The organism is Pseudoalteromonas sp. SR45-6 (assembly GCF_014163545.1).
In the GTDB taxonomy this organism is placed as follows: Bacteria; Pseudomonadota; Gammaproteobacteria; order Enterobacterales; family Alteromonadaceae; genus Pseudoalteromonas; species Pseudoalteromonas rhizosphaerae.
The window spans coordinates 23,734-47,279 of sequence record NZ_JACJDM010000031.1 but is presented as its reverse complement, the minus strand read 5'-3'; the positions used below and the strand labels follow the sequence as shown (position 1 = coordinate 47,279).

Annotated in this window: 20 protein-coding genes; 6 read left to right on the top strand and 14 right to left on the bottom strand. The window is 41.4% G+C overall.

Features of this window, described 5'->3' with window-relative positions; genetic code table 11:
* Window positions 1-58: 58 nt before the first annotated feature.
* From hrpA to pspA, 9 genes are all read right to left on the bottom strand, one after another.
* Complete coding sequence (hrpA, locus tag H5158_RS13885) at window positions 59-3,946, bottom strand: ATP-dependent RNA helicase HrpA (RefSeq protein ID WP_182718138.1); 3,888 nt, start codon at window positions 3,944-3,946, stop codon at window positions 59-61.
* A gap of 170 nt (window positions 3,947-4,116) precedes the next feature.
* Entirely contained in the window at window positions 4,117-4,461 is a 345-nt protein-coding gene (locus H5158_RS13880; RefSeq protein WP_149980747.1) for a 4a-hydroxytetrahydrobiopterin dehydratase, read from the bottom strand.
* A 9-nt stretch (window positions 4,462-4,470) separates the two neighbouring features.
* Entirely contained in the window at window positions 4,471-5,268 is a 798-nt protein-coding gene (phhA, locus tag H5158_RS13875; RefSeq protein ID WP_145241432.1) for a phenylalanine 4-monooxygenase, read from the bottom strand.
* A 212-nt stretch (window positions 5,269-5,480) separates the two neighbouring features.
* Window positions 5,481-6,662, bottom strand: a complete 1,182-nt coding sequence (gene megL / locus H5158_RS13870; RefSeq protein WP_182718139.1) for a methionine gamma-lyase — start codon at window positions 6,660-6,662, stop codon at window positions 5,481-5,483.
* A 140-nt stretch (window positions 6,663-6,802) separates the two neighbouring features.
* Entirely contained in the window at window positions 6,803-7,849 is a 1,047-nt protein-coding gene (locus H5158_RS13865) for a TIGR01620 family protein (protein ID WP_182740257.1), read from the bottom strand.
* Window positions 7,846-9,261: a YcjX family protein gene (locus H5158_RS13860; protein WP_220491307.1), complete on the bottom strand. Its 1,416-nt coding sequence runs from the start codon at window positions 9,259-9,261 to the stop codon at window positions 7,846-7,848. The genes H5158_RS13865 and H5158_RS13860 overlap by 4 nt, the downstream gene beginning before the upstream one ends.
* Window positions 9,262-9,319: 58 nt before the next feature.
* Entirely contained in the window at window positions 9,320-9,721 is a 402-nt protein-coding gene (gene pspC, locus H5158_RS13855) for an envelope stress response membrane protein PspC (protein WP_145241438.1), read from the bottom strand.
* On the bottom strand, window positions 9,718-9,951 hold the full coding sequence (gene pspB, locus H5158_RS13850; RefSeq protein ID WP_145241440.1) for an envelope stress response membrane protein PspB: 234 nt from the start codon (window positions 9,949-9,951) through the stop codon (window positions 9,718-9,720). The genes pspC and pspB overlap by 4 nt, the downstream gene beginning before the upstream one ends.
* Window positions 9,952-10,018: 67 nt before the next feature.
* Complete coding sequence (gene pspA / locus H5158_RS13845; protein WP_145241442.1) at window positions 10,019-10,678, bottom strand: phage shock protein PspA; 660 nt, start codon at window positions 10,676-10,678, stop codon at window positions 10,019-10,021.
* Window positions 10,679-10,865: 187 nt separating this feature from the next.
* On the opposite strand from pspA, the gene pspF reads away from it, so the two are divergent.
* From pspF to H5158_RS13815, 6 genes are read left to right on the top strand one after another with little or no spacing between them, the layout of a single operon-like run.
* Window positions 10,866-11,924 (top strand): phage shock protein operon transcriptional activator, encoded by a 1,059-nt coding sequence (gene pspF / locus H5158_RS13840; RefSeq protein WP_145241444.1) that lies wholly within the window; start codon window positions 10,866-10,868, stop codon window positions 11,922-11,924.
* An 18-nt stretch (window positions 11,925-11,942) separates the two neighbouring features.
* On the top strand, window positions 11,943-13,550 hold the full coding sequence (locus tag H5158_RS13835; RefSeq protein ID WP_182740256.1) for an ABC transporter substrate-binding protein: 1,608 nt from the start codon (window positions 11,943-11,945) through the stop codon (window positions 13,548-13,550).
* A complete protein-coding gene (locus H5158_RS13830; RefSeq protein ID WP_145241448.1) occupies window positions 13,550-14,584 on the top strand; it encodes an ABC transporter permease subunit in 1,035 nt (344 codons plus the stop codon). Before H5158_RS13835 ends, H5158_RS13830 begins: the two co-directional genes overlap by 1 nt.
* Window positions 14,571-15,464, top strand: coding sequence for an ABC transporter permease subunit (locus H5158_RS13825; RefSeq protein ID WP_145241450.1), 894 nt, complete (start codon window positions 14,571-14,573; stop codon window positions 15,462-15,464). The genes H5158_RS13830 and H5158_RS13825 overlap by 14 nt, the downstream gene beginning before the upstream one ends.
* Window positions 15,465-16,457, top strand: coding sequence for an oligopeptide/dipeptide ABC transporter ATP-binding protein (locus H5158_RS13820; protein WP_145241453.1), 993 nt, complete (start codon window positions 15,465-15,467; stop codon window positions 16,455-16,457).
* On the top strand, window positions 16,457-17,218 hold the full coding sequence (locus tag H5158_RS13815; RefSeq protein WP_182740255.1) for an ATP-binding cassette domain-containing protein: 762 nt from the start codon (window positions 16,457-16,459) through the stop codon (window positions 17,216-17,218). Before H5158_RS13820 ends, H5158_RS13815 begins: the two co-directional genes overlap by 1 nt.
* Window positions 17,219-17,433: 215 nt before the next feature.
* Here the strand turns inward: H5158_RS13815 and H5158_RS13810 are convergent, their stop codons facing one another.
* The 5 genes from H5158_RS13810 to lon all read right to left on the bottom strand — a co-directional run bounded on the left by H5158_RS13810 (window position 17,434) and on the right by lon (window position 23,530).
* A complete protein-coding gene (locus tag H5158_RS13810) occupies window positions 17,434-17,769 on the bottom strand; it encodes a hypothetical protein (RefSeq protein WP_182740254.1) in 336 nt (111 codons plus the stop codon).
* Entirely contained in the window at window positions 17,769-18,263 is a 495-nt protein-coding gene (locus H5158_RS13805) for an ImmA/IrrE family metallo-endopeptidase (protein ID WP_182718143.1), read from the bottom strand. The genes H5158_RS13810 and H5158_RS13805 overlap by 1 nt, the downstream gene beginning before the upstream one ends.
* Window positions 18,264-18,606: 343 nt before the next feature.
* Window positions 18,607-20,511 (bottom strand): peptidylprolyl isomerase, encoded by a 1,905-nt coding sequence (gene ppiD / locus H5158_RS13800; protein WP_182740253.1) that lies wholly within the window; start codon window positions 20,509-20,511, stop codon window positions 18,607-18,609.
* A gap of 170 nt (window positions 20,512-20,681) precedes the next feature.
* The gene (locus H5158_RS13795) at window positions 20,682-20,984 is read right to left on the bottom strand and encodes an HU family DNA-binding protein (protein WP_301562686.1); all 303 of its coding nucleotides are present in this window, start codon (window positions 20,982-20,984) and stop codon (window positions 20,682-20,684) included.
* A 185-nt stretch (window positions 20,985-21,169) separates the two neighbouring features.
* The gene (lon, locus tag H5158_RS13790; protein WP_145241462.1) at window positions 21,170-23,530 is read right to left on the bottom strand and encodes an endopeptidase La; all 2,361 of its coding nucleotides are present in this window, start codon (window positions 23,528-23,530) and stop codon (window positions 21,170-21,172) included.
* Window positions 23,531-23,546 lie beyond the last annotated feature (16 nt).

The window sequence follows — 23,546 nt, the reverse complement described above, 5'->3', positions numbered from 1 at the left end:
CCTTCTCATCTAACAAATATTTCCTTCCAAGGTATTCGATGTTTACTAAATACCAAACTCAATCAATTTCTTTCAGAGCATTCAATACACGCTTAGCTGAAATCGGATACGGTGTCCCTAACGTTTGCGCAAACAAGGATACTCTAAGCTCTTGTTGCATCCAAAAAATATCCTGCAATTGTTGCGGAGCAGGCATTCCAGGCGGCACTTTTTTCAGCTGTTTTTGATACTCTTGAGCAACCTTTTCTAACTCAAGTACACATAATCTGTCACGATTTGGATCAACTGGCAACTTTTCTAAGCGTTTTTCTATTGCTTTTAAGTAACGAATTAAATCACTAAGTTTGTCTGCGCCATGATTTGAAACAAAGCCTTTGAATACCAAAGATCCCAGTTGGCTTTTTATATCTCCATGTGCAGTGATCATGGTTAAATCAACTCGCCCTTTCATTTTTTTATGTAACGCATGCGCAATACTCAACACTTGCTCAACTTGGGTTGCAATAGCAACAACCGCATCGCCGAGCTCACCGCGCACGTGCTCTTTTACTTGCTCAAACGCTTGTTCGGTGCGTACATCGCCTAATTTCACCAATAAACTGTCAACGCCTGCGGCAATACAGTCATCAATTAAATCAGCAACCTTACCAAACGGATTAAAATATAGACCTAATTTAGCCTTATTGGGTAAGTTTTGTTGCAAATATTTTATCGGCGAAGGTACATTCAGTAATACCAAACGGCGTAACCCCTGCTGATGGGCGGTTTGCGCTTTAACTTCGTTATCAAATAGCTCCACTGCCGCCGATGATTTTTTATCTACCAGCGCAGGATACGCTTTGATTTCATACTGGCCTTGTTTTTTCACATAGGATACCGGTAACTTGCCAAAATCCCATTGCAATAGGTCAGCTTTTTCAATGCCTTTATCTGCCACTTTAGACAGCGTTTGCGTCACTTTACCCTGCAATTGCGCTTTGAGTTTCGCTAAATCCATACCTCGGGCAAGTACATTATCTTTTTCATCACGAACTTCAAACTGCAGTCGTAAGTGAGTCGCAAGGGTGGTTAAATCCCAGGCCTCTGGATCAACTTTTACACCTGTCATACGTAATAAACGCGTACTGAGTGCCTCAATGAAGTTACCTTGCATAGGCTCGATTGCTGCAAGAACCGCATCTGCATAATTTGGCGCAGGCACAAAATTACGACGTAGTGATTTAGGTAAAGATTTAATTAAACCGGTGATCAACTCATGACGAAATGCAGGAATATGCCAGTCAAAGCCAGCTTCTTCTACTTGGTTTAGTAAGGCCACCGGAATTTGCACTGCAACCCCATCGACCGCTTGCCCTGGATCAAAATGATAGCTCAACGGCAACATTAAATTACCTTGTTGCCATACATCGGGGTAATCAAACTCAGTAACACTATCAGCACCGTGTTGCATTAAATCATCACGTGTCATTTGCAAGTAATGTTTATCCTGCTGCTTTTGCGTTTTATACCATTTATTAAATGCTGCACGACTGTTTATTTGAGCAGGAATTTTCTTATCGTAAAACTCATATAAGGTTTGCTCATCAACTAAAATATCACGACGGCGGCTTTTATTTTCTAGAGTTTGAATATCTTCAATCAGTTCGCGATTAAACTGCAAAAACCCTTCATTTTGACCTAAATCTTGCTCTACTAAGGCACTGCGAATAAACAACTGGCGGCTAACTTTCGGGTCAATGTTACTGTACACACAGCGACGCTTTGACACTATGATCAGCCCGTATAATACCTGCTGTTCGAAAGCGATCACTGCGCCGGGCTTTTTCTCCCAATGCGGCTCACTGTAACTGCGTTTTACTAAGTGTTGTGCTAATGGTTCAACCCAATCGATGTTAATTTTGGCATTAATACGTGCATATAATTTACTGGTTTCAACCAGCTCTGCCGACATCAACCATTTTGGGCTTTTCTTAAATAATCCAGAGCCTGGGAATACATGAAACTGACTGTTGCGAGCGCCTTTATATACTTGCTTTTCATCTTTAAAACCAATGTGACTGAGCATGCCACTCAATAGCGCTTGATGGATTTTATCGCCATCGGCAACATTGCTGGTCGCTTTCATGCCCATTTCATTGCACACAGTACTGAGCTGATAAACGATATCTTGCCACTCACGAATACGCATATAAGCGAGCATATCCTTTTGGCACAGCTTTCTGAATTGGCTGTTACTTAGCTCACTTTGCTGCTCTTCTAAGTAATTCCATAAATTTAAAAAGGCGATGAAATCTGAATCAGGATCGTCAAAACGGCCATGCTTTTCGTTTGCAGCAGCGCGTTTTTCTTGCGGGCGCTCGCGTGGATCTTGAATCGATAACGCCGCCACAATAATAATCACTTCACGCAGCGCACCCAGCTTTTGTGCTGTTAGTACCATTTTAGCTAAACGCGGGTCAACCGGTAAGCGGCTCAGTTCAATACCCGATTTAGTAAGCTGTGTATTGTTATTGTGACGACTAGGTTTTACCGCTTCAAGTTCCTCTAGTAACGTTAAGCCATCGTTGATATTACGGCTATCTGGTGCTTGTACAAATGGGAACTCGGCCATATCGCCCAACCCTAAGCCGAGCATTTTTAAAATAACTGAGGCTAAATTAGTACGTAGTATTTCTGGATCAGTAAACTCTGGGCGCGAATTAAAATCATCTTCAGCATATAAACGAATACAAATACCCGCTTCAACACGGCCACAGCGGCCTTTTCGCTGATTGGCACTGGCTTGTGATATTGGCTCAATCGGTAAACGCTGCACTTTAGTACGATAACTATAACGGCTAATGCGCGCGGTACCAGGATCAATAACGTATCGAATACCCGGCACAGTAAGTGAGGTTTCAGCAACGTTGGTCGATAAAATAATATGACGACGACTATGGGGAGCAAAAATACGGTTTTGTTCTGCGTTAGAAAGGCGCGAATACAAAGGTAAAACATCCGCTCCTTTTAAATTACGTTTACTAAGGGCATCAGCAGTATCGCGTATTTCCCGTTCACCATTTAAGAAGATTAAAATATCGCCTGGGCCTTCTTGGCACAGCTCATCAACGGCATCAAAAATACCTTGCAGCTGGTCGCCTTCAGCCTCCATATCATTTTTATCAATTTCAACCAAAGGACGATAACGCACATCCACCGGAAATGTTCGTCCTGACACTTCAATAATCGGTGCATCATTAAAATGCTTTGAGAATCGCTCTGGATCAATGGTCGCAGAGGTAATAATTATTTTTAAATCAGGACGCTTTGGTAATAGGTTTTTCAAATAACCTAAAATAAAATCAATGTTTAAACTACGTTCATGAGCTTCATCAATAATAATGGTGTCATACTGGTTTAAAAATCGGTCTTGTTGAATTTCCGCCAGTAAAATACCGTCAGTCATCAACTTTATATAGCTGTTATTTGATACTTGATCGCTAAAACGAATTTTAAAACCCACTTGCTGGCCAAGTTCACATTGCATTTCATGAGCAATCCGATCCGCGACACTGCGCGCAGCCAAACGTCTTGGTTGGGTGTGACCGATATAACCATCAACGCCACGGCCAAGTTCTAAACACATTTTAGGAATTTGCGTGGTTTTACCTGAGCCGGTTTCACCCGCGATAATAACCACTTGGTTATTGGCGATAGCCTCTTTAATGTCGTCTTTTTTCTGACTGACGGGGAGCTGCTCAGGGTAAGTTACTTTAGGTAACTGAGCTAAGCGCACCTCTCGCAATTGTTGGCTACGTGCTATATCTGCAGTGATTTTTTCAATCACGGCTGCTTGTTTTGTTTCATCGGTTATTTTTTTTATGCCGTGAAGGCGTTTTTTAAAGATGAATTGATCTTTTCTTAAACACGTTTTTAGTTCACCAAACAATTGACCTAGGTTAACCACCCGCGACTACCTTATAAAATTTGAGTAAAGACGAGCGATTGTAGCAAACTTCGCCGCAGGGGTTAACTTTGCTGCGATATAAAATGTAATAACCAAAGCTTAAAACAATAAAAAAGGCGCTAATTAAGCGCCTTTCATGTTCTTTGGGCAGAACAATTGCTGTGTTTTATTTATAGCGCAGCGAAAACTTCATCTGTTTTGGCAGCGCAAATAAAATCATTTTTGTGTAAGCCTTTAATTGAATGGCTCCACCACGTTACCGTTACTTTGCCCCACTCTGTTAGCAAGCCCGGGTGATGGCCTTCATCTTCAGCCATATCACCTACTTTATTAGTAAAAGCGATGGCTTGTTTAAAGTTTTTAAATTTATAAACACGCTCTAATTGCATAATACCGTCGCGTACTTCAGGCACCCAATCTGGGATCATTTTAATTAATTCAGCTAACTCGGTATCTGATACTTGTGGAGCGTCTACGTGACAGGCTTCACATTTTTGTGCGCTTAATGATGACATCTTAAATCCTTAACTTGCTAATTTTTCTTTAGGAGGAAATTTTGGGTCATGTAACCCTAATTCTTTTGCTTGCGCAACTAACGCCATAATATCCAGCTGTGAAATATCAAATAAATCATGGATAGAATTAATGGTGTAGTACAAAGGCTGCATAATATCAATTCGGTACGGCGTGCGTAATACATCCAATACATTCATCGGGTTGATCTCGGGCTTATCTGAATACACGTATTGTGTTTCACCTGGACTTGATAAAATACCGCCACCATAAATACGTAGACCATCATCTGTTTGCATTAGGCCAAACTCAACCGTAAACCAATACATACGGGCAAGGTAAACCCGATCTTTTTTCTCGGCAGCGTAACCTAACTGGCCATATTTATGCGTAAACTTGGCAAAATCAGGATTAGTAAGCATTGCACAATGACCAAATATTTCATGAAAAATATCAGGTTCTTGCAGGTAATCAAACTCTTCACGGCTGCGAATAAAGGTTGCGACTGGAAATTGCTTATTTGCTAATAAACGAAAGAATTCATCAAAGTCGATTAAAGCTGGCACAGGCGTAACTTGCCAGCCGGTAGTCGCTAGTAATACTTCATTAAGCTCACTTAACTGCGGAATACGGTCATGAGGCAGGTTTATTTTTTCAAGCCCTTCCATGTATTCATTGCAAGCTTTGCCTGCAATACATTTTAGTTGGCGTGCGACTAGTTCTGACCATATTTTATTTTCTGCTTCGCTCCAATGGATAACGCCATTTTCATCTGGTGTCTTGGAGGTGTATTTACTTGCTTTAGCCATAATAACCTTCTTAGTGTTAAACCGATATCGGTGTCAACCTGTTAAGGAGATACTAAGCAAATGTAAGGCAAAGTTTAATAGCTGAGACAACATCAGCTATTAGCACCAAACCGTCTTTTGTACACCAAACATTACACTTTAAGATCAAAAAGTTTACAGCGCTATTTTTAAAGGGCTAGAAGCAACACAAACCGTAAATATAAAATTACAGACTATGCAATAAAAGTAAAAGCGCGGTTAAGGTCGTTAATTATATCGTTAACATCTTCAAGGCCAACAGATAGTCTGATCAGACCATCGCTAATACCCGCAGCTGCTCTTTCTTCGGGTGAATACGGTGAATGAGTCATCGATGCCGGATGTTGAATGAGTGTTTCGGCGTCTCCTAAACTCACGGCGAGTGTGCACAATTGGGTATTATTAATAAACTGCTCGCCATCTTTTAGGCTGCCTTTTAATTCAAAGGCAATAACGCCACCAGAGGCTTTCATTTGCTTACCGATAAACTTAAACCCTGGGTGAGATGCAAGTCCGGGGTAATAAACGGTATTAACTTGGGGATGCTGCTCTAAAAATTCAGCAATAATTTGCGCACTTTCACAATGACGCTGCATTCGTATCGCTAAGGTTTTTAAACCACGATTAATAAGCCATGCATCGTGTGGACTAATTGTTGCACCAATATCTTTAAGTACGGTCATTTTAATTAATGTAATGTGCTCTTGACTGCCACACACCAAACCTGCCACAACATCACCGTGACCATTTAAATATTTAGTAGCACTGTGAACAATTAAATCAATGCCATAATCAATTGGCTTTTGCAGTAACGGCGTGAGAAAGGTGTTATCTATTACACTGATCAAATTGTGTTGTTTTGCCACTTGTCCTATTAACGCTAAATCAATTACCGCCATAGTTGGATTAACTGGGGTTTCGGCAAAAATCATTTTTGAATTCGGTTTAATTGCATCGCGTAATTGCTGCTCATCGGTCATATCTACAAACGTCACTTCAATCCCCCAACGCGGCAACATATGTGCGAAGAAAGCAAACGTACAGCCATACAAAGCGCTTGATGCGACTAAGTGATCGCCTTGCGATAAAAAACTTAATACCGATGCAGAAACCGCGCCCATTCCTGTGGCTGTTGCTGCAGCGGCTTCGCAACTTTCAAGTTGTGCGACTTTTTGTTCAAGCTCTGTCGTCGTCGGGTTACCTAAACGGGTATAAATATAGCCCGGTTCTTCACCAGCAAAACGTGCTGCACCTTGCGCGGCACTGCTAAAATGAAACGTTGAAGTTTGGTATAAAGGAGCAGTAAGTGCGCCATGCGGATCATTGGCTTTTTCTGGTCCATGGATACATTGGCTGTCGATGTGGAGTTTGTTCATTGTCTGATCTTTTTTGATTATTATTGATCCCATAATCAAAACGTATCGCAGGATAAAGCACAAGCATGCCAGATGCTCAGATGGCTATAAATTTGGATGTAGTTAGTACAGTGGCCGTTCACCACTGTACAGATTTATTGTCAGCTCGTTTCTTTCGTGCCTGCTCCTGACGGCGAAGCTTTGCGGCTCATAATTTTGCTGGCAATCAATTGCGCAGTACCTTTAAGCAAGCTGCGCTTATGCTCAAGTCGTGGTAAAGGACGGCTTAGTTCCATCGCTTTATAACCAATGCGTGCGGTAAATATACCCGCGCTTAAGCCTTGTGCTGCTCGTCCTGATAATTTACCTAGTAATTCAGCACTGAGCGCTGTAGCCGCTAAATCCGATACTAACTCAGCACTGCCAACAAACATCACTTGCTTGATCAACATACGATAGAGCTTGATCCGGCTAGCATAACCAAATCCGATACCGTAAATCTTACCTATTTGCTCAATCAGTTTTGTGCCCCGCCAAAGCACTGCCATCATATCCACCAGCGCTAATGGACTTAATGCCACTAACAAGCCTGATTCAGTGGCAAAACGGTTGATCAGCTTTTTAGCTTGAGTATCTTGTTTCACTAACAAACTATCGGCGTACAAGGTCATGATCTCTTTATCGCTATGATGGCTATCAATGCTTGCTTTAAACTCATCAAAGCCGGTTAACTGCTGATGTTTATTGAGTTTTTCAAGCCAAGGTAGTGCGCCACCAACCTGTTCGCTATTGAGCAATCGATCCGCTTCATGACGATGTAATTGATTGCGCTTTAAGCTGCGCAACATTCTATATTCGCGCCATAACAAGCGCCCCAATAACAACACGCCACTGAGCACTGCAATTAAATATACGCAGCCTAAGATGATGGATTGCTGAAATGTCACAACCATAGAAAATATAAATTCAGCTAACACTAAAGTTATAAAGCTAATCGCAAACACCCCTTTCAGAGTTTGCCATTTTGACTTTTTATAAACAGGGGTTAAATCAATCTCTTCATCTTGGGGCTCATCGATAACGTGCTCATATTCATACTCCCCTTGATCGATCACTTTAGCTGGGGTCAAGGTAAGTTCATTGTCTATTGGCTGTTCACTAGTATCAATACGTCTGCCGGCTTGAAAGCCTGAAGCGGTCTTGCTCATGTTAGTTTGTCTCCTAAAAGGTACTGCATGACATGATCTAAACGAATGTGTTTTAGTTGCTTGTCTGGACTTGGCATTGGTGCAAACGATAAAAACTCAAAACCATGGCTTGGCCACTCATCTTTATTGAGCATGCGCATTGGTGGCTGCGGTGGTAAGTAGGTCAACCATTGCGACTCTGATAACGGCTTACCATAAATACAATTGAGGGTTTTACCTTGCTCAACCACTTGTTTTGGCATGGTTGCCGTAATAGATGACATCGCCATAGTTTCTATTTTAACGCCATCAAATTTTAAGTGATTACTTTGCTCGTGCACTAATGAGTCCAACAACAGCGCTAAATCTTTATGGTGTGCACTACTAATATGATCTGACTTATTCGCAGCAAACAATAGTTTATCTATATTGGGTTTAAACAAGCGTTTTAAAAAGCCAGTTTCGCCATAGTTAAAATGCGCAAGTAATTGTTTGATCACATCTCCTTGCTCTTGCAACGTCTCAGGCCCTTCATTGAGCGCACTGAGCACATCAACAAGCACTATTTGCCGATCAAAGTTGCGAAAGTGTTGTGTATAAAATGGCTTAACCACTTCTTTCACATAAGCATTAAAGCGCTTTTGCAAGTGCGCCAAGTTAGACCCTGCAACCATCTCATCATTAGCCTGCGCAACTGGGAAAAACAGTAATAACGGTGCACCTTGTAATTCACCTGGCATCAGCATGCGTCCAGGTTGTAGCATCGCCAATTTAGTGTCTTTTTTAAGACTCACTAACAGTGTTTGATAGTGCGTAGCAATCGCGCTTAGCGCACTTTCATCTACTGGTGCTGTTAAATCAAGCTCGCTCAGTGCAGTTAAAAATGCCTGCGACTTTTCAACCCGAGGCGAGCGTTGTAGTAATGCATATTGCTGCTCACTCCACTGTTGATAGCTTTGCTCTAGCATGGGTAAATCAAGCAGCCACTCACCGGGGTAATCAATAATGTCTAAATACAAGGTTGATTGCGGTGCAAAGTGACCACGTAAGCCTGCGTCACTCCGGTATTTAATTGCTAGACGTAAAGTATTTATGCGCTCGGTTGATGCAGGCCAGTGTGGTTGCCCTTCAAGCGGCAATAAAGCACTCAGGGCTTTAGGGTAATCAAATGTAGGAATGGTCAGCGCTTGTTGTGGCACTATTTTTGTGGCGATATGGCGCTGTTGCTGCATAACATCAAAAAACGGTAAGTTTTTGTCTGTTGCTTGGCTGGTTAAATGCTTTACTAAAGCGGTAATAAAAGCGGTTTTACCACTGCCACTGAGGCCAGTTACCGCTAATTTTACGTGTTGATCTAAACTACGGTGAACAGCTTTTTCAGCCTTACCTTTGAGTTTATTAAAGGCGTTTTTTGCAGATGAAGTGTTTATCATAATGAGCTAGCACTTCAGCGCCATTATTAGTTAGGTGGCTAAAGTGCTATTAAGTCCTTTACAGCTTATTGATTTCACGGCTAACCGTAAACTCGGTTGAAGTAACATAACGTTCCATATCTTGTAAACGTATATCAACACGTCCCAAACGGTCTTTTAAATCTTGTAAAGCACGACGTGGTGGCTCACCTTTTTGCCATACTTTAAATTTTACTTCAAGAGGATCTTCGTGTTTTGCCGCATCAGTTTTGCTTTGTGCATTGGCAGGTTTTTTATCTAAAATAAACCACGCTGCGATGTAAGCCACAACAAACAACGGGCCACCAGCTAGTAACACTGCCGTTACTACGATAATACGTACTAACCACAATTCCATATTGAAATAATCACTGAGCCCTGCACATACACCGGCTATTTTACCACGTGCTGGATCTCTTAGCAGTTCACGTTTAGCACTCATACCTTACGCCTCCACTGTGGGGCCTCTTGATCAAGTAGTGCTTCTAAAGTTTCTACTCGGTCAGCCATTTTATCTGCTTTTTGAGCAAGCTCAAGTAACTGGCGGTGTTCGTGTTCGCTCAAGCCTTGGCTTACTTGCTTTTTACTTCGGTAATGTAAAATTAACCAAAGGGGTGCTACCACAACCATAAAAATGATAATTGGAGCAACAAACACTTCTGCATCAAACATAACCCTCTCCTACACATCCATTAATTTATCAAGCATAGGGGGATGACTCCCCCTTTATTTATTATCTTTATTTATCAGCAAGCTTCTTTTTAAGTGCTGCTAATTCATCATCGATTTTTTCGTTTTGCTGTAACTCAGCAATTTCATCAGCCAATGACTTTTTGCCTAAGTCGTACGATTCTACTTGTGATTCTAGTCCATCAATCTTAGTTTCGTAGCGCTCAAAGCGATTTAATGCATCTTCAACTTTAGAGCTGTCTAATGCTTTTTTCACCTCTAGGCGTGACTCAGCTGAGCGTTGACGTAAAATAATCGCTTTTTGACGTGCTTTTGCATCCGCTAACTTGTCTTGTAGCGTACTTACTTCCTGTTGCAGCTTATCAATGTGAGATTCTATGTGACTGAGTTCATCTTCAACAGCAGCAACCGCTTGTGCTGACTTTTGCTTTTCAAGCAATGCAGCACGGGCTAGATCATCACGGTCTTTGCTCAATGCCAGCTCGGCTTTATCTTGCCATTGAGCGACTTGCTCTTTTAATGTATCGACACGACGTACTAATTCTTTTTTCTCTGCTAATGTTTTCGCAGAGGTTGAACGTACTTCAACTAATGTGTCTTCCATCTCTTGGATGATCAGACGTACCATTTTTTCAGGATCTTCTGCTTTATCTAAAATGGCATTGATATTAGAATTAACAATATCTGCAAAACGCGAAAAAATTCCCATAACATTTACCTCTGTAGTGTTTAACTTAATTGGTCTGCTGTTACTGTTACAATATGCTTGCCAACTTTATAAAACATAAAATACAGTAATATTTTCATAATGTTAAACTAAAAATACAAATTCCTTTAGTTCTCCCTAATTATGAAATACACTAACTGTTAGTAAAAATGACTAAGAGTTAGGGAATATGAGCCAATTTCGCCAACAAGATAATTTACTCGGCCAATCAGACAGCTTTTTAGCGGTACTTGATCAAGTTTCACAGCTGGCAAGTTTAGATAAACCAGTACTGATTATTGGTGAACGTGGCACAGGTAAAGAACTGATCGCCGCCCGTTTACACTTTTTATCAAAGCGCTGGGAGCAAAGCTACATTAAGCTCAACTGTGCGGCACTTAACGAAAACTTGCTTGAAAGCGAATTGTTTGGCCATGAAAGTGGTGCCTTTACCGGCGCAAGTAAACGCCACGAAGGACGCTTTGAACGTGCCAATGCCGGTACGCTATTTTTAGACGAACTAGCAAATACCTCTGCCATGGTGCAAGAAAAACTATTACGGGTAATTGAATACGGTGAATTTGAGCGAGTCGGTGGCAAACAAACCGTCAAGGTCGATACTCGCTTAGTCTGCGCAACCAATGAAGACCTTCCTTATTTAGCCGAGCAAGGTGAATTTAGAAGCGATTTACTCGACAGGCTCGCATTTGATGTAATCACTTTACCGCCACTGCGCGAACGTCAGGAAGACATCATGTTACTCGCTGAGCAATTTGCGATGAATATGGCCCGTGATTTGGACTGGCAACTATTCAGTGGTTTCACCCGCAGTGCTGTGGAAATACTGCAAGGGCATGATTGGCCAGGTAATATACGTGAACTTAAAAATGTCGTGGAACGAAGCTTATATCGCCATGGCAGTGAACATATTCCCGTTCACCAGATTATTTTAGACCCATTTGAAAGCCGCTTTAGACCCAAGCAACGAATTAAAAAACTCCCCACTAAAGCCGTAGAAGCAGCTCCTGTTGCAGTTGTCGCCAATGAACCGATAGTTGCAACAAGTACCCCGCAATTTCAGTTTCCATGTAGCTTAAAAGACCTCTCAAATGAATTTGAAATTGATTTAATAAAAAAAGCGCTTGAATATAGTCAATTTAATCAAAAGAAAACTGCAGAAGTACTTGGTTTAACGTATCATCAACTACGAGGCTATTTGAAAAAATACAACTTGTTAGATCAACAATAATAGTCAGAGGCTAAACGAGTGTATAAATTATTACTTGGTATCTTAACGGTATGCCTAACGGGTTGCTTAGATACCAAAGAAAAAACACTAGAAGAAAAGAATCAGGGCTTAGTTTATTGCGCTGAGGCTAACCCTGTGTCGTTCAATCCCCAAGTGACGACCACAGGTTCGACGATCGATATTATTGCAAATCAATTGTATGACCGTTTGATCAGTATCGATCCCGTGACCGCTGAATTTAAAAGTGAACTGGCCACTGACTGGAAAATAAGTAAAGACGGCAAGTCAGTTACCTTTACCTTGCGCAAAGGAGTGAAGTTTCATACTACTGCATACTTTACCCCAAGCAGAGAGTTTAACGCTGATGATGTAATCTTTACCTTTAGCCGTTTATTCGATGTGTATAATCCTTATCACTTTGTTGGGGATGCCAATTACCCTTATTTTCAAAGTGTCGGCATTGACCAGCTAATTCGGCAAATTGTTCGCGTGTCCGACTACCAAGTGCGCTTTGAATTATTTAATGCCGAAAGCAGCTTTTTAGCCAATATGGCAACTGATTTTGCAGTGGTTTTGTCTCGCGAATATGCCATGCAATTAAAACAGCGCGACCAAGTTAATCTTTTTGATCAATACCCTGTTGGTACTGGCCCCTATGTTTATAAAGAGTATCGTCGCGATCACTTAGTACGCTATTATCGTAATCCTGACTATTGGAAACACCATGTAGTGCTGGAGCAGTTGGTTTACGACATCACCCCAAATGGCACCACCCGAATTGCAAAAATGCTCACTAAAGAGTGCGATGTAACCGCACACCCAAGTAGCGCACAGTTAAGTATTTTAGCCCAACGCGACGACATTAACGTACAAAAAGAAACCAATCTTAATGTAGGTTATTGGGCGTTTAATACCGAGCGCCCACCATTTGACGATTTAAGAGTACGTCAAGCACTGGCCCATGCCATTGACGTTGAAAAAATCATGCAAGCAGTTTATTACGGCAACGGTATTCGTGCGCAATCGTTATTACCGCCAACATCATGGGCATATCAACCACAAGCTAAACTACCCGGATTTAACCCTGAACTAGCTAAAAAACTGCTGATTGAGGCTGGCCTTCCTAATGGCTTTGATATGACCATTTGGGCTATGCCAGTGAGCCGAATTTATAATCCTAACGCACGTAAAATGGCCGAGCTAATGCAAAGCGATTTACGAAAAATTGGTGTAAACGTCAGTATCGTTGAGTATGAGTGGAACACCTTTATTCAACGCATAGGCGAACACCGCCATGACAGCGTGTTATTAGGTTGGGCTGCAGATACACCGGATCCAGATAACTTTTTTAGCCCGCTACTCAGTTGCACCGCGGCATTTAGTGGTAAAAACCCTGCGAATTGGTGTGATCCTGAGTTTGACTTACTCTTGACACAAGCGCTTGATACCACCGATTTAGCCAAACGAAAAGCCTATTATCAACAAGCACAAGCGATGATAGTGCGTGAACTACCTTTATTACCACTTGCCCACGGTATGCGTTTTCAAGCAAGTAGTGCCGATGTAGAAGGTATTCCACTTGGCCCATTTGGCGCAATTTCCTTAGCCAACGCGAGGAAAAAATAATGGTGTTAAATTATATTTTACGTCGTTTAGGCTTACTGTTATTTATGATGTTTACCTTGAGTGTATTTACATTTTCACTCAGTTATTTATTTCCCGGCGATCCGCTTAGTAATTTAAGTGGTATCAGTAATACCAGTTTTTCACAAACCAGTGAACTACAAGAAAAATATCACTTTAACGATAATTATTTAATGCAATATTTTGCTTTTATTGCGCGTATTGTGCAAGGCGACTGGGGCGTGTCGTTCGCTTCGGGCGACAGCGTATTTACTCATATTATCGAGCTATTCCCAGCCACGTTAGAGCTGAGTATTTATGCGTTAATTATTTCTGTTGTGGTTGGCGTTCCGGCAGGTATCTTGGCGGCGGCCTATCATCGGCGCTGGCCAGATAAACTGGTTAACTCCACGACATTAGTGGGCTACTCAATGCCGGTATTTTGGTTAGCTTTGCTGCTGATCATGGTGTTCTCATTACAACTAGGTTGGTTCCCGATGTCAGGGCGAATGGGCTTACTGTACGAGATCCCCTCCCAAACTGGCTTTATTTTGATTGATATTGTATTAGCAGACTTTCCTTATTCTGGTCTGGCAATGCTTGATGCTCTGCATCATTTAACCCTGCCGACCATTGTTCTGGCAATGTACCCTACCACTGTATTAGTGCGCTTTACACGAGAGTCAATGTTGCATGTGCTTGAGCAAAGTTTTATTAAAACTGCCCGAGCCAAAGGCTTAAACCGTGCCCAATTAATTATGCATCATGCCTTACGTAATGCCTTATTACCGGTTATAAAACAAATTGGTTTACAGTTTAGTACCTTGATCACTCTGGCAATGATCACCGAGGTGATTTTTTCATGGCCCGGTGTTGGCCGTTGGTTAATTGATAGTATTTATCAACGAGACTACCCTGCCATTCAAGGTGGCTTATTAGCGGTATCGATGTTTGTAATTCTGGCGACTATTATTGCAGAATTAACCTATACCTTGTTCGACCCGCTGTCACGGAATCAAGCGCATGGCAAAGTTTAATTTATTTTCAGAAGAGTCAAACAAATCGCCATTAGCGCGATTTTGGCGCAAATTTAAATCCAATCATCCTGCCTTAGTGGGGTTATGGATTTTTATCGCCTTTGCTATTTTAGCTGCGGCTGCACCACTGATTGCACCATATGGGGTAAACCAGCAACACAGTGATGCGTTACTTATTCCTCCATCGTGGCATGAAATGGGCGATGTACGTTTTATACTCGGTACTGACGACTTAGGTCGCGATGTACTCTCACGGCTTATGAATGGCGCAACTTATACCTTTGGCTTATCTGTCATTGCTGCGCTGATCACCACCATCATAGGTGTGTTAGTAGGCACATTTGCCGGCATTAGCCGAGGTATTCGCTCAAGCTTTTTAAATCATCTACTTGATATAACCTTATCAATACCGTCTTTATTATTAGCGATTATTATTATTGCGATATTAGGCCCAGGCCTGATGAATACCGTGTGGGCAATTATTTTAGCGCTATTACCGCAATTTATTCACTCGGTGCGCAACCTCATCGTCACTGAGCTTAATAAAGATTACATTACTGCATTTAAACTTGATGGCGCATCGAACTGGCATATTCTCTCCAGAGGGATTTTTCCAAATATTTATGAGCATATTGTGGTTATTTTTACTATGGCATTATCAACCGCTATTTTAGATATTTCCGCTTTGGGCTTTTTAAAACTAGGGGCACAACCACCAACCACAGAGTGGGGTGCAATTTTAGCTGAAAATCTGGGTTTAATTTATTTAGCACCTTGGACCGTTGGCTTGCCTGGGGTATTACTCTTTTTAGCGGTGCTGTCGACCAACTTAGTGGGCGACGGGCTACGCCAAGTGCTCAAAGCACGTAAGGCTGACTAAATGCAATTACTTGATATACGAAATCTGACCATAGAGCTGCGCACCTCTGATACCGTTATTCGCGCCGTAGATAGAGTGAACTTGAGCCTCAAAGAAGGTGAAGTACATGCATTAGTGGGCGAATCTGGCTCAGGTAAAAGCTTAATTGCTAAAGCCATTGTGGGTGTATTAAATAAACGCTGGCACATCACCGCCGACCGTATGCATTGGCGCGGCGTAGATTTAATGCGCTTATCAAGCGAACAACGGCGTAAAATTGTAGGCAGTGACATCGCAATGATTTATCAAGATCCTAGTCGTTGTCTTGATCCTACCGCAAAAATATTTGAGCAAATAGCCGAAACGCTCCCAGAAATAACAGGCTCCGGGTTTTTCTTAAAGCGAAACCGTGAACGTAAGGACCGAGTAAAAGCGCTGATCCACAAAGTGGGCATTAAAGATCACGAAAAAGTACTATCGAGCTATCCTCACGAGCTCTCAGAAGGCGTTTGTCAAAAGGTCATGATTGCTATGGCCATTGCTCGTACACCTAAGTTACTGATTGCCGATGAGCCAACTACAGCTCTTGAAAGTACCACACGAGCACAGGTATTCCGGTTATTAAAAAGTTTAAATCAACTTAAAAACATGTCAATTTTAATGATCTCCCATGAACTTGAAGAAATCATTAATTGGTCTCATTGCATGCATGTACTTTACTGCGGGCAAATGGTTGAAGCAGGTCCAACCCAGCGTATTTTTGCCCAGCCTCGCCACCCTTATACACAAGCATTATTAAAAAGCTTACCGGATTATGAGCAAGGGCTTGCCCATAAAGAACCTTTTTATGCACTAAAAGGGACAATCCCAACCTTACAGCATTTACCTATAGGCTGTCGCCTTGGTCCTCGCTGTCCGCAGGCACAAAAAGCTTGTGTGGTAACACCGCCTTTAACTAAACAACATGGTCATAGTTATGCGTGTCATTTCCCTCTCATTAAGGTGATGAAATAATGCAACCTCTGTTAAAAGTGCAAGCCTTGTCAAAAAGCTTTAACCTGCGTGCTGGGTTATTTTCACGTAAGCGTTTTGAGGTATTAAAAAACATCTCGTTTTGTTTAGAGCAAGGTGAAACACTGGCTATTATTGGCGAAACTGGCTCAGGTAAAAGTACCCTAGCAAAATTACTCGCTGGAGCAGACAGCGCAGATACTGGGCAAATCCTACTCGATGGCAACATCATCGAAAACAAAGGCGTTCGCGATCAGCAATGTCGCCATATTCGGATGATTTTCCAAGACTCTGAAGCCTCATTAAACCCAGGTCTCACCATTGGCGAAATGCTCAACGACTGCCTGCAATATAATACTTCTTTGGATAAAGTAACTCGCGCTGAAAAAATCACCGCAACACTGTCTAAAGTAGGTTTATTAAACGACCATCAGTATTACTACCCACATATGTTCAGTGGCGGTCAGCTGCAACGTGTCGCTCTAGCACGTGCATTAATACTCGACCCTAAGGTTGTAGTACTTGATGAAGCATTATCGTCTCTGGACCCTTCTGTACGTGCACAAACCGTCAACCTGCTACTCAAGCTTCAACAGGACACGGGTCTCAGTTATATCTTGATCACTCACCACTTAAGTTTAGTACGCCACATAAGCGATCAACTTGTAGTACTCGATCACGGTGAAATTGTTGAATACGGTAGAACAGAAGATGTATTCCAAAAGCCAAAATCAAAAGTCACTCAGAAGTTGTTGAGTTGCTAAAAAAAGGTTCTAGGTTCTAGGAAAAGCCAGAGCAGTTAAGGGATATATATCTATCGCTGTTTGTGGTTAAAAAACGAAAGCCAATAGTAAAGCGGATTTATCAACCGCTTTATGCGAAATGAGAACATCGTATTTGGGATAGTGCTTACGTTTAACTCAGAAATAGTAGGTTCTGGAAAAATAGAACCTTAATCAACTCCAAACAGTCTGAAAAATCATCTATTTGTTGGCTTGGTTGGAAACAGGTTCTTGGTGATTACTAAAATTACGCCGAACACTTCCGCTAATGTACTACCCATATATAAATTTAACGACCATTCATCAAAAGCCAGCCAACCAAATCCTACGCAAAAAAATACAATATTCATCACGATAAGTTGGCCTATAAGTATTTTAATAAACCAATTTGCATAGGATTTTTTTAATTCTCTGTCTGCTTTTGAATCTTCAACTTTCTCTGAAACTAAAGGATCTGTCGGGGTAGTTTTACTTTTATCTTGCAGGCTCGCTTTTATTAACGATGCTAAATTTCCCTTTTCTTGTACCGTCATTATAAAAGCCTCAATGCTTTTAATCTATGCTTAAGCGCCTCATGAGAAACCCCGAAATACATTGCTAAATTAAAATGATTTTTACCTGAACGCAATAATTTTTTTAAAATTGCTTCAGGCATTAATAAGTTAGCTGCGAACTGATTTGCAAATATTTCATCAGCATCAGTTCCGTTTGAAGCATTTGGGCCTCTTAAGTCAACATACTCATATTCAAGGCTTTCATCGTTAGACTCAATCCTGGAAACATAATGACCTAATTCATGTGCGCAGGTAAATCGTTTTCGGTTACTGTGATCAGCATAATGTAAAGCGATGATCGGATCAGCACCAGCCTCTTTAATCAAGGCGCCGGAAACACTAGGTGGGAGTTCTGTATCCAAAACTTGTAATCCCATTTTTTTAGCTATCGAGACAGGATCAACAGGAAAGTCCTGATTAAGCCAAAGTGTTTCAAGTACTTTGTTAGCTTCAGTTTGTGGATTCAAGTTCATATAATTTCCTCAACTAGAAATTTCTGTTGTGTTTATACAGATAAAAGCAAAAATACGTCAATTACACTGATAATATATACAGTAGTTAAGATTCAATTTTTTGCCAACATGCATTTTAACACTATCACATAATTCTTAGTGTGTTTTTCTGCCATTCTAATATCAATAATAATTGTCACAACTGCTATTTAAAACTTCACAGGTTCAAAGGCTTTCGTTGCACGCTACCCAATTTTGTAAACTAAACTCAAACCTAGCACCTTTAACCTAGCGCATGACCCCTTTAACTGCACCCACAAAAAAAGCGCCATTAGGCGCTTTTTTAGGTTTGCTTAATTAAACATTACTCTGTGGCGGCTTGCGCTTTAGGTAAGTTTAATTCTGCTTTTGCTTTTAAAGCTTCAATGAATACCATGTAGTTTTTGTTAACTTGGGCCATAGTAATATTTTGCTTAAGCTGAGCGTCAATCTCGCCTTCAACAGTAGCGTTAGTCACGGCTTTTAAGGCTACAATTGCGGCATCACCGTTATTTAATTCAACTTTTTCAACTACTGGCGTGTCAGTTGGGTGTGCCATTTTAAAGGCATGTTGAACGATTGCAGGCGAAACAGTGTAAGCTTGACGAGTTAGTGCCGCTTCTTGACGAAGTTCTAAGCTTTGCTCAGTTACTAGGTCATTTAAGCTCTTGCCAGCTTCAATTTCAGCATATAGTGTTGTTGCTTTTTCTTTCGCAAGCTCTGAAGCTTTTTCACTAACTAAACGTGCTTTAATTTGCTCTGATACATCAGCAAGTGCTTTTGTTGCAGCTGGTACATGCTCTTTAACACGCACTAACACAACATGCTCATCGCCCACTTCGATAACCTCAGAGTTCATTTTATCTTCAAGCACATCTGGTGAGAAGATTGCAGCTAATACCGCTGGTGTATTAAGCGGCGCAGGTAGAGAATTACGGTCAACTAATGCTGTTGTTTGTACTTCAACACCGGCAACTTCTGCAGCATCAACCAAGGTATCTGAAATTTCAAATGCAATAGCGCCCATTTCTGTTTGCTTTTCATAGAATGCATTTACTTTTTCAGTACGCTCAAGCTCAGCACGTAAATCAGCTTTAACAGTGTCATACGCTTTTACTTGTTGGCTCTGAATATCAGTTAACTGAATAATATGGTAACCAAACTCAGATTGTACAACGTCTGAAAAATCCCCTTTATTTGCTAATGCGAATGCCGCATCTTCAAAAGCAGGATCCATCATGTCACGTTCTATCCAATCTAAGTCACCACCCATTTCAGCACTAACGGTATCATCAGATGATGATTCTGCTAATGCCGCAAAGTCACCGCCTTGTTGTAATTGTGCTAACAAGTCTTCTGCTTTGGCTTTTGCTGCATCATCATCTTCACTGTTATCAATTAAGATATGCGATACACGGCGTTTTTCAGGTTCGACGTATTGTGCTTTGTTTTGATCATAATATGCTTTAACGTCTGCTTCGCTAACATGAGTTTCAAGTGTTAAGTTAGCTGCATTTAAATCAATGTAGTTTACTGATACTTGCTCTGGCGCTAAAAACTGCGACATATTTAGATCATAGTAATCGGCAATTTCTTGCTCTGTTACTGTCACGTTTTGCTGTAAAGACTCTTTGCTGATCACGACATAGTCAATATTGCGCGTTTGCTGTTGTAGCGCAACGGCATTAGTCAGTTCGCTATTTAGAGCAAAATCGGTACCTGCAACCGCTGAAATTAGCTGGCTACGAGTCATTTCTTCACGTAAATATTCACGAAATGCGTCAGGTTGAAAGTTCATTTGACGGATAACTTGTAAGTAACGATCGTTGTTAAATTGCCCACCAATTTGGAAGTATGGCAATTCTAAAATCGCTTTACGAACACTGTCGTCACTAACACGTAAGCCAAGTTCGGCCGCTAGTTGAGTTTGCAATTCTTGTTGTACTAGACGGTCAACGACGCCTTGACGAATTTGTGCCATGTAATTTGGATCAGCAGCAATTTGTGCAAAGTATTCGCCAAATTGTTGCTCTAAACGTGCACGTTCATTTTGGAACGCACGGCTAAACTCGGTTTGGCTAATTTTAACTCCATTTACTTCAGCTACGGGCTGCTCTGTGGTTTGACCTAAGTAACCACCGATCCCTGCTAAGGCAAAAGATAAAATCACCGCGCCTAAAATAATTTTAGCTACCGGTCCTTGTGAACCTTCTCTGATTTTCTCAAGCATTTATTTATCTCTATTCTATTCGAGGCAGAAATCGCCTTGCTTATGTAAAAAAAGCGTATCTTACCAGATACGCTTTTTTACTTGAAGCAGTTGGCGAGAAAGAACGTTAATTAAGCTGTAAAAGCGATTAACTTCTTACACTACCAAACTAACTCACTAAAGAGCAGTGATTAGCTGTTACATGCATCTTTAAGCGCTTTACCTGCTTTAAAAGCTGGGATAGTCGCTGCAGCGATTTGAATTGTTTCGCCAGTTTGTGGGTTACGGCCTGAACGTGCAGCACGTTCACGTACTGAGAAAGTACCGAAACCAACCAATGCTACTGAATCGCCATCTTTAAGAGCGCCAGAAACAGCCTCGATGAATGAATCAAGTGCACGACCCGCAGCCGCTTTAGAAATGTCAGCATCAGCTGCGATTTGATCGATTAATTGAGATTTATTCACAATATCATCCTCTTTCATTGTTATTATCAAGAGCGATTGTTTTTTAAACTAACATCACTATTTTGAAAATTTTAGAGCAAACTTTTTCATGCTCATACGATTGTAATTTTTCTTCAGCCTAGGCCACATAAGGCCTCGGCTTGAAAACCAGTGCTTAACTTATCATACCATCTAGATTTGAAAAGCCCTTTAAAGCACTTTTTTTCGCTTTTTTACTGGTTTTTTGATGTTTCGACTGAAAAACTCTCAACTGGGTGTACTAAAGCCAGTTTTAAAACCTCATCAATCCACGTAACTGGGTGAATATCAAGTCCTGCCAATACATTGTCAGGGATCTCTTTTAAGTCACGTTCGTTAATTTTTGGAATAATGACCGTTTTAATTCCACCACGATGAGCGGCTAATAGTTTCTCTTTTAAGCCACCAATTGGTAATACTTCACCACGTAAGGTGATTTCACCCGTCATCGCCACATCAGCACGTACCGGGTTACCTGTAAGACTTGATACCAAACCTGTTACCATCGCGGCGCCAGCACTTGGTCCATCTTTTGGAGTTGCCCCCTCAGGTACGTGAACGTGAATATCACGTTTTTCGTAAAAATCACTGTTAATACGAAATGCATCAGCGCGATTACGTACAACTGTCATAGCTGCTTGAATCGACTCTTGCATTACATCGCCTAGTGACCCGGTGTAGCTTAGTTTACCTTTGCCTGGTACTGCGGCACATTCGATGGTCAGCAAATCACCGCCCACTTCAGTCCACGCTAAACCTGTAACTTGGCCAATGCGATCGCCGTCTTCAGCTTTACCATAATCATAGCGCTGCACACCTAAGAAATCTTCAAGGTTGTCAGCGTTAATAGTGACTGTTTTAGTGCCTTTTTCAAGCAAGATATTCTTCACCGCTTTACGGCATAACTTAGATATTTCGCGTTCTAAGTTACGTACGCCCGCTTCACGGGTGTAATAACGAATAATGCCGATGATTGCACTGTCTTCGATGATTAATTCGCCATCTTTTAAGCCATTGCGTTTAACTTGTTTAACAATTAAATGCTCTTTGGCAATATTCAGCTTTTCATCTTCGGTATAACCCGATAACCGGATCACTTCCATCCGATCCAATAACGGACCAGGAATGTTAAAGCTGTTTGATGTAGCAACAAACATTACGTCAGATAAGTCATAATCGACTTCTAAGTAATGATCCGCAAAATGGCTATTTTGCTCAGGATCAAGTACTTCAAGCAGTGCCGATGCAGGATCGCCACGCATATCTGATGACATTTTGTCGATTTCATCTAACAAGAATAATGGATTTTTAACGCCCACTTTACTCATGTTTTGAATCAACTTACCTGGCATTGAACCTATGTAAGTACGACGGTGGCCACGAATTTCTGCTTCATCACGTACACCACCTAGTGCCATACGAATATACTTACGCCCTGTAGAGCGAGCAATCGATTGACCTAATGACGTTTTACCAACACCCGGTGGACCCACAAGGCACAAAATTGGCCCTTTGAGTTTATTGGTACGCTGTTGCACAGCGAGATATTCAATGATTCGTTCTTTGACTTTATCAAGACCGTGATGGTCGCTGTCTAAAATCTTTTGTGCGCCCGCTAAGTCTTTTTTCACTTTCGAACGTTTCTTCCATGGCACATTAATTAATGTGTCTATGTATGAACGCACAACCGTGGCTTCTGCCGACATCGGCGACATCATTTTAAGCTTAGCAAGTTCAGAGTTCGCTTTTTCTTGCGCGTCATTGCTCATACCTGATTCTTCAATGCGCTTTTTCAGTGCTTCGAATTCATCTGGTACGTCGTCAAGCTCGCCTAATTCTTTTTGAATGGCTTTCATTTGCTCATTAAGATAATACTCACGTTGCGACTTTTCCATCTGCTTTTTAACGCGGGTACGAATTTTTTTCTCAACTTGCAGTAAATCAATTTCACCTTCCATCAACGCCATTAAATATTCAAGACGTTCTGTAACATTGGTGATTTCGAGTACTTTTTGCTTTTCAGGCACTTTCAGCGGCATGTGCGCTGCCATAGTATCGGCAAGGCGCGGCGCTTCATCAATGCCACTGACCGAGGTTAACACCTCTGGTGGTATTTTTTTATTTAGCTTTACATAGCCTTCAAACTGACTGATGGCACTGCGAATAAATACATCTTGCTCTTGCTCATCGATTTCTTCTGAACCAATAAACTGCGCATTAGCAACAAAAAAGTCTTCATTATCAATAAAGCTTTCTAGTTTTGCTCGCTGTGTGCCTTCAACCAGTACTTTGACTGTGCCATCAGGAAGTTTAAGCAATTGTAATACCGTGGCTATGGTACCAACACGGTAAATATCATCTTGCTCAGGCTCATCTACGGTCGCGTCTTTTTGCGCAACAAGGAAAATTTGTTTGTCTTTATCCATTGCCGCTTCAAGGCATTTTATTGATTTTTCACGGCCTACAAAAAGCGGGATCACCATGTGCGGATATACCACGACATCGCGCAGTGCTAGCACCGGGATTTCGACTCGATCTGTTCTCTCAAGCGTCATTATTTTTCTCTTCGCT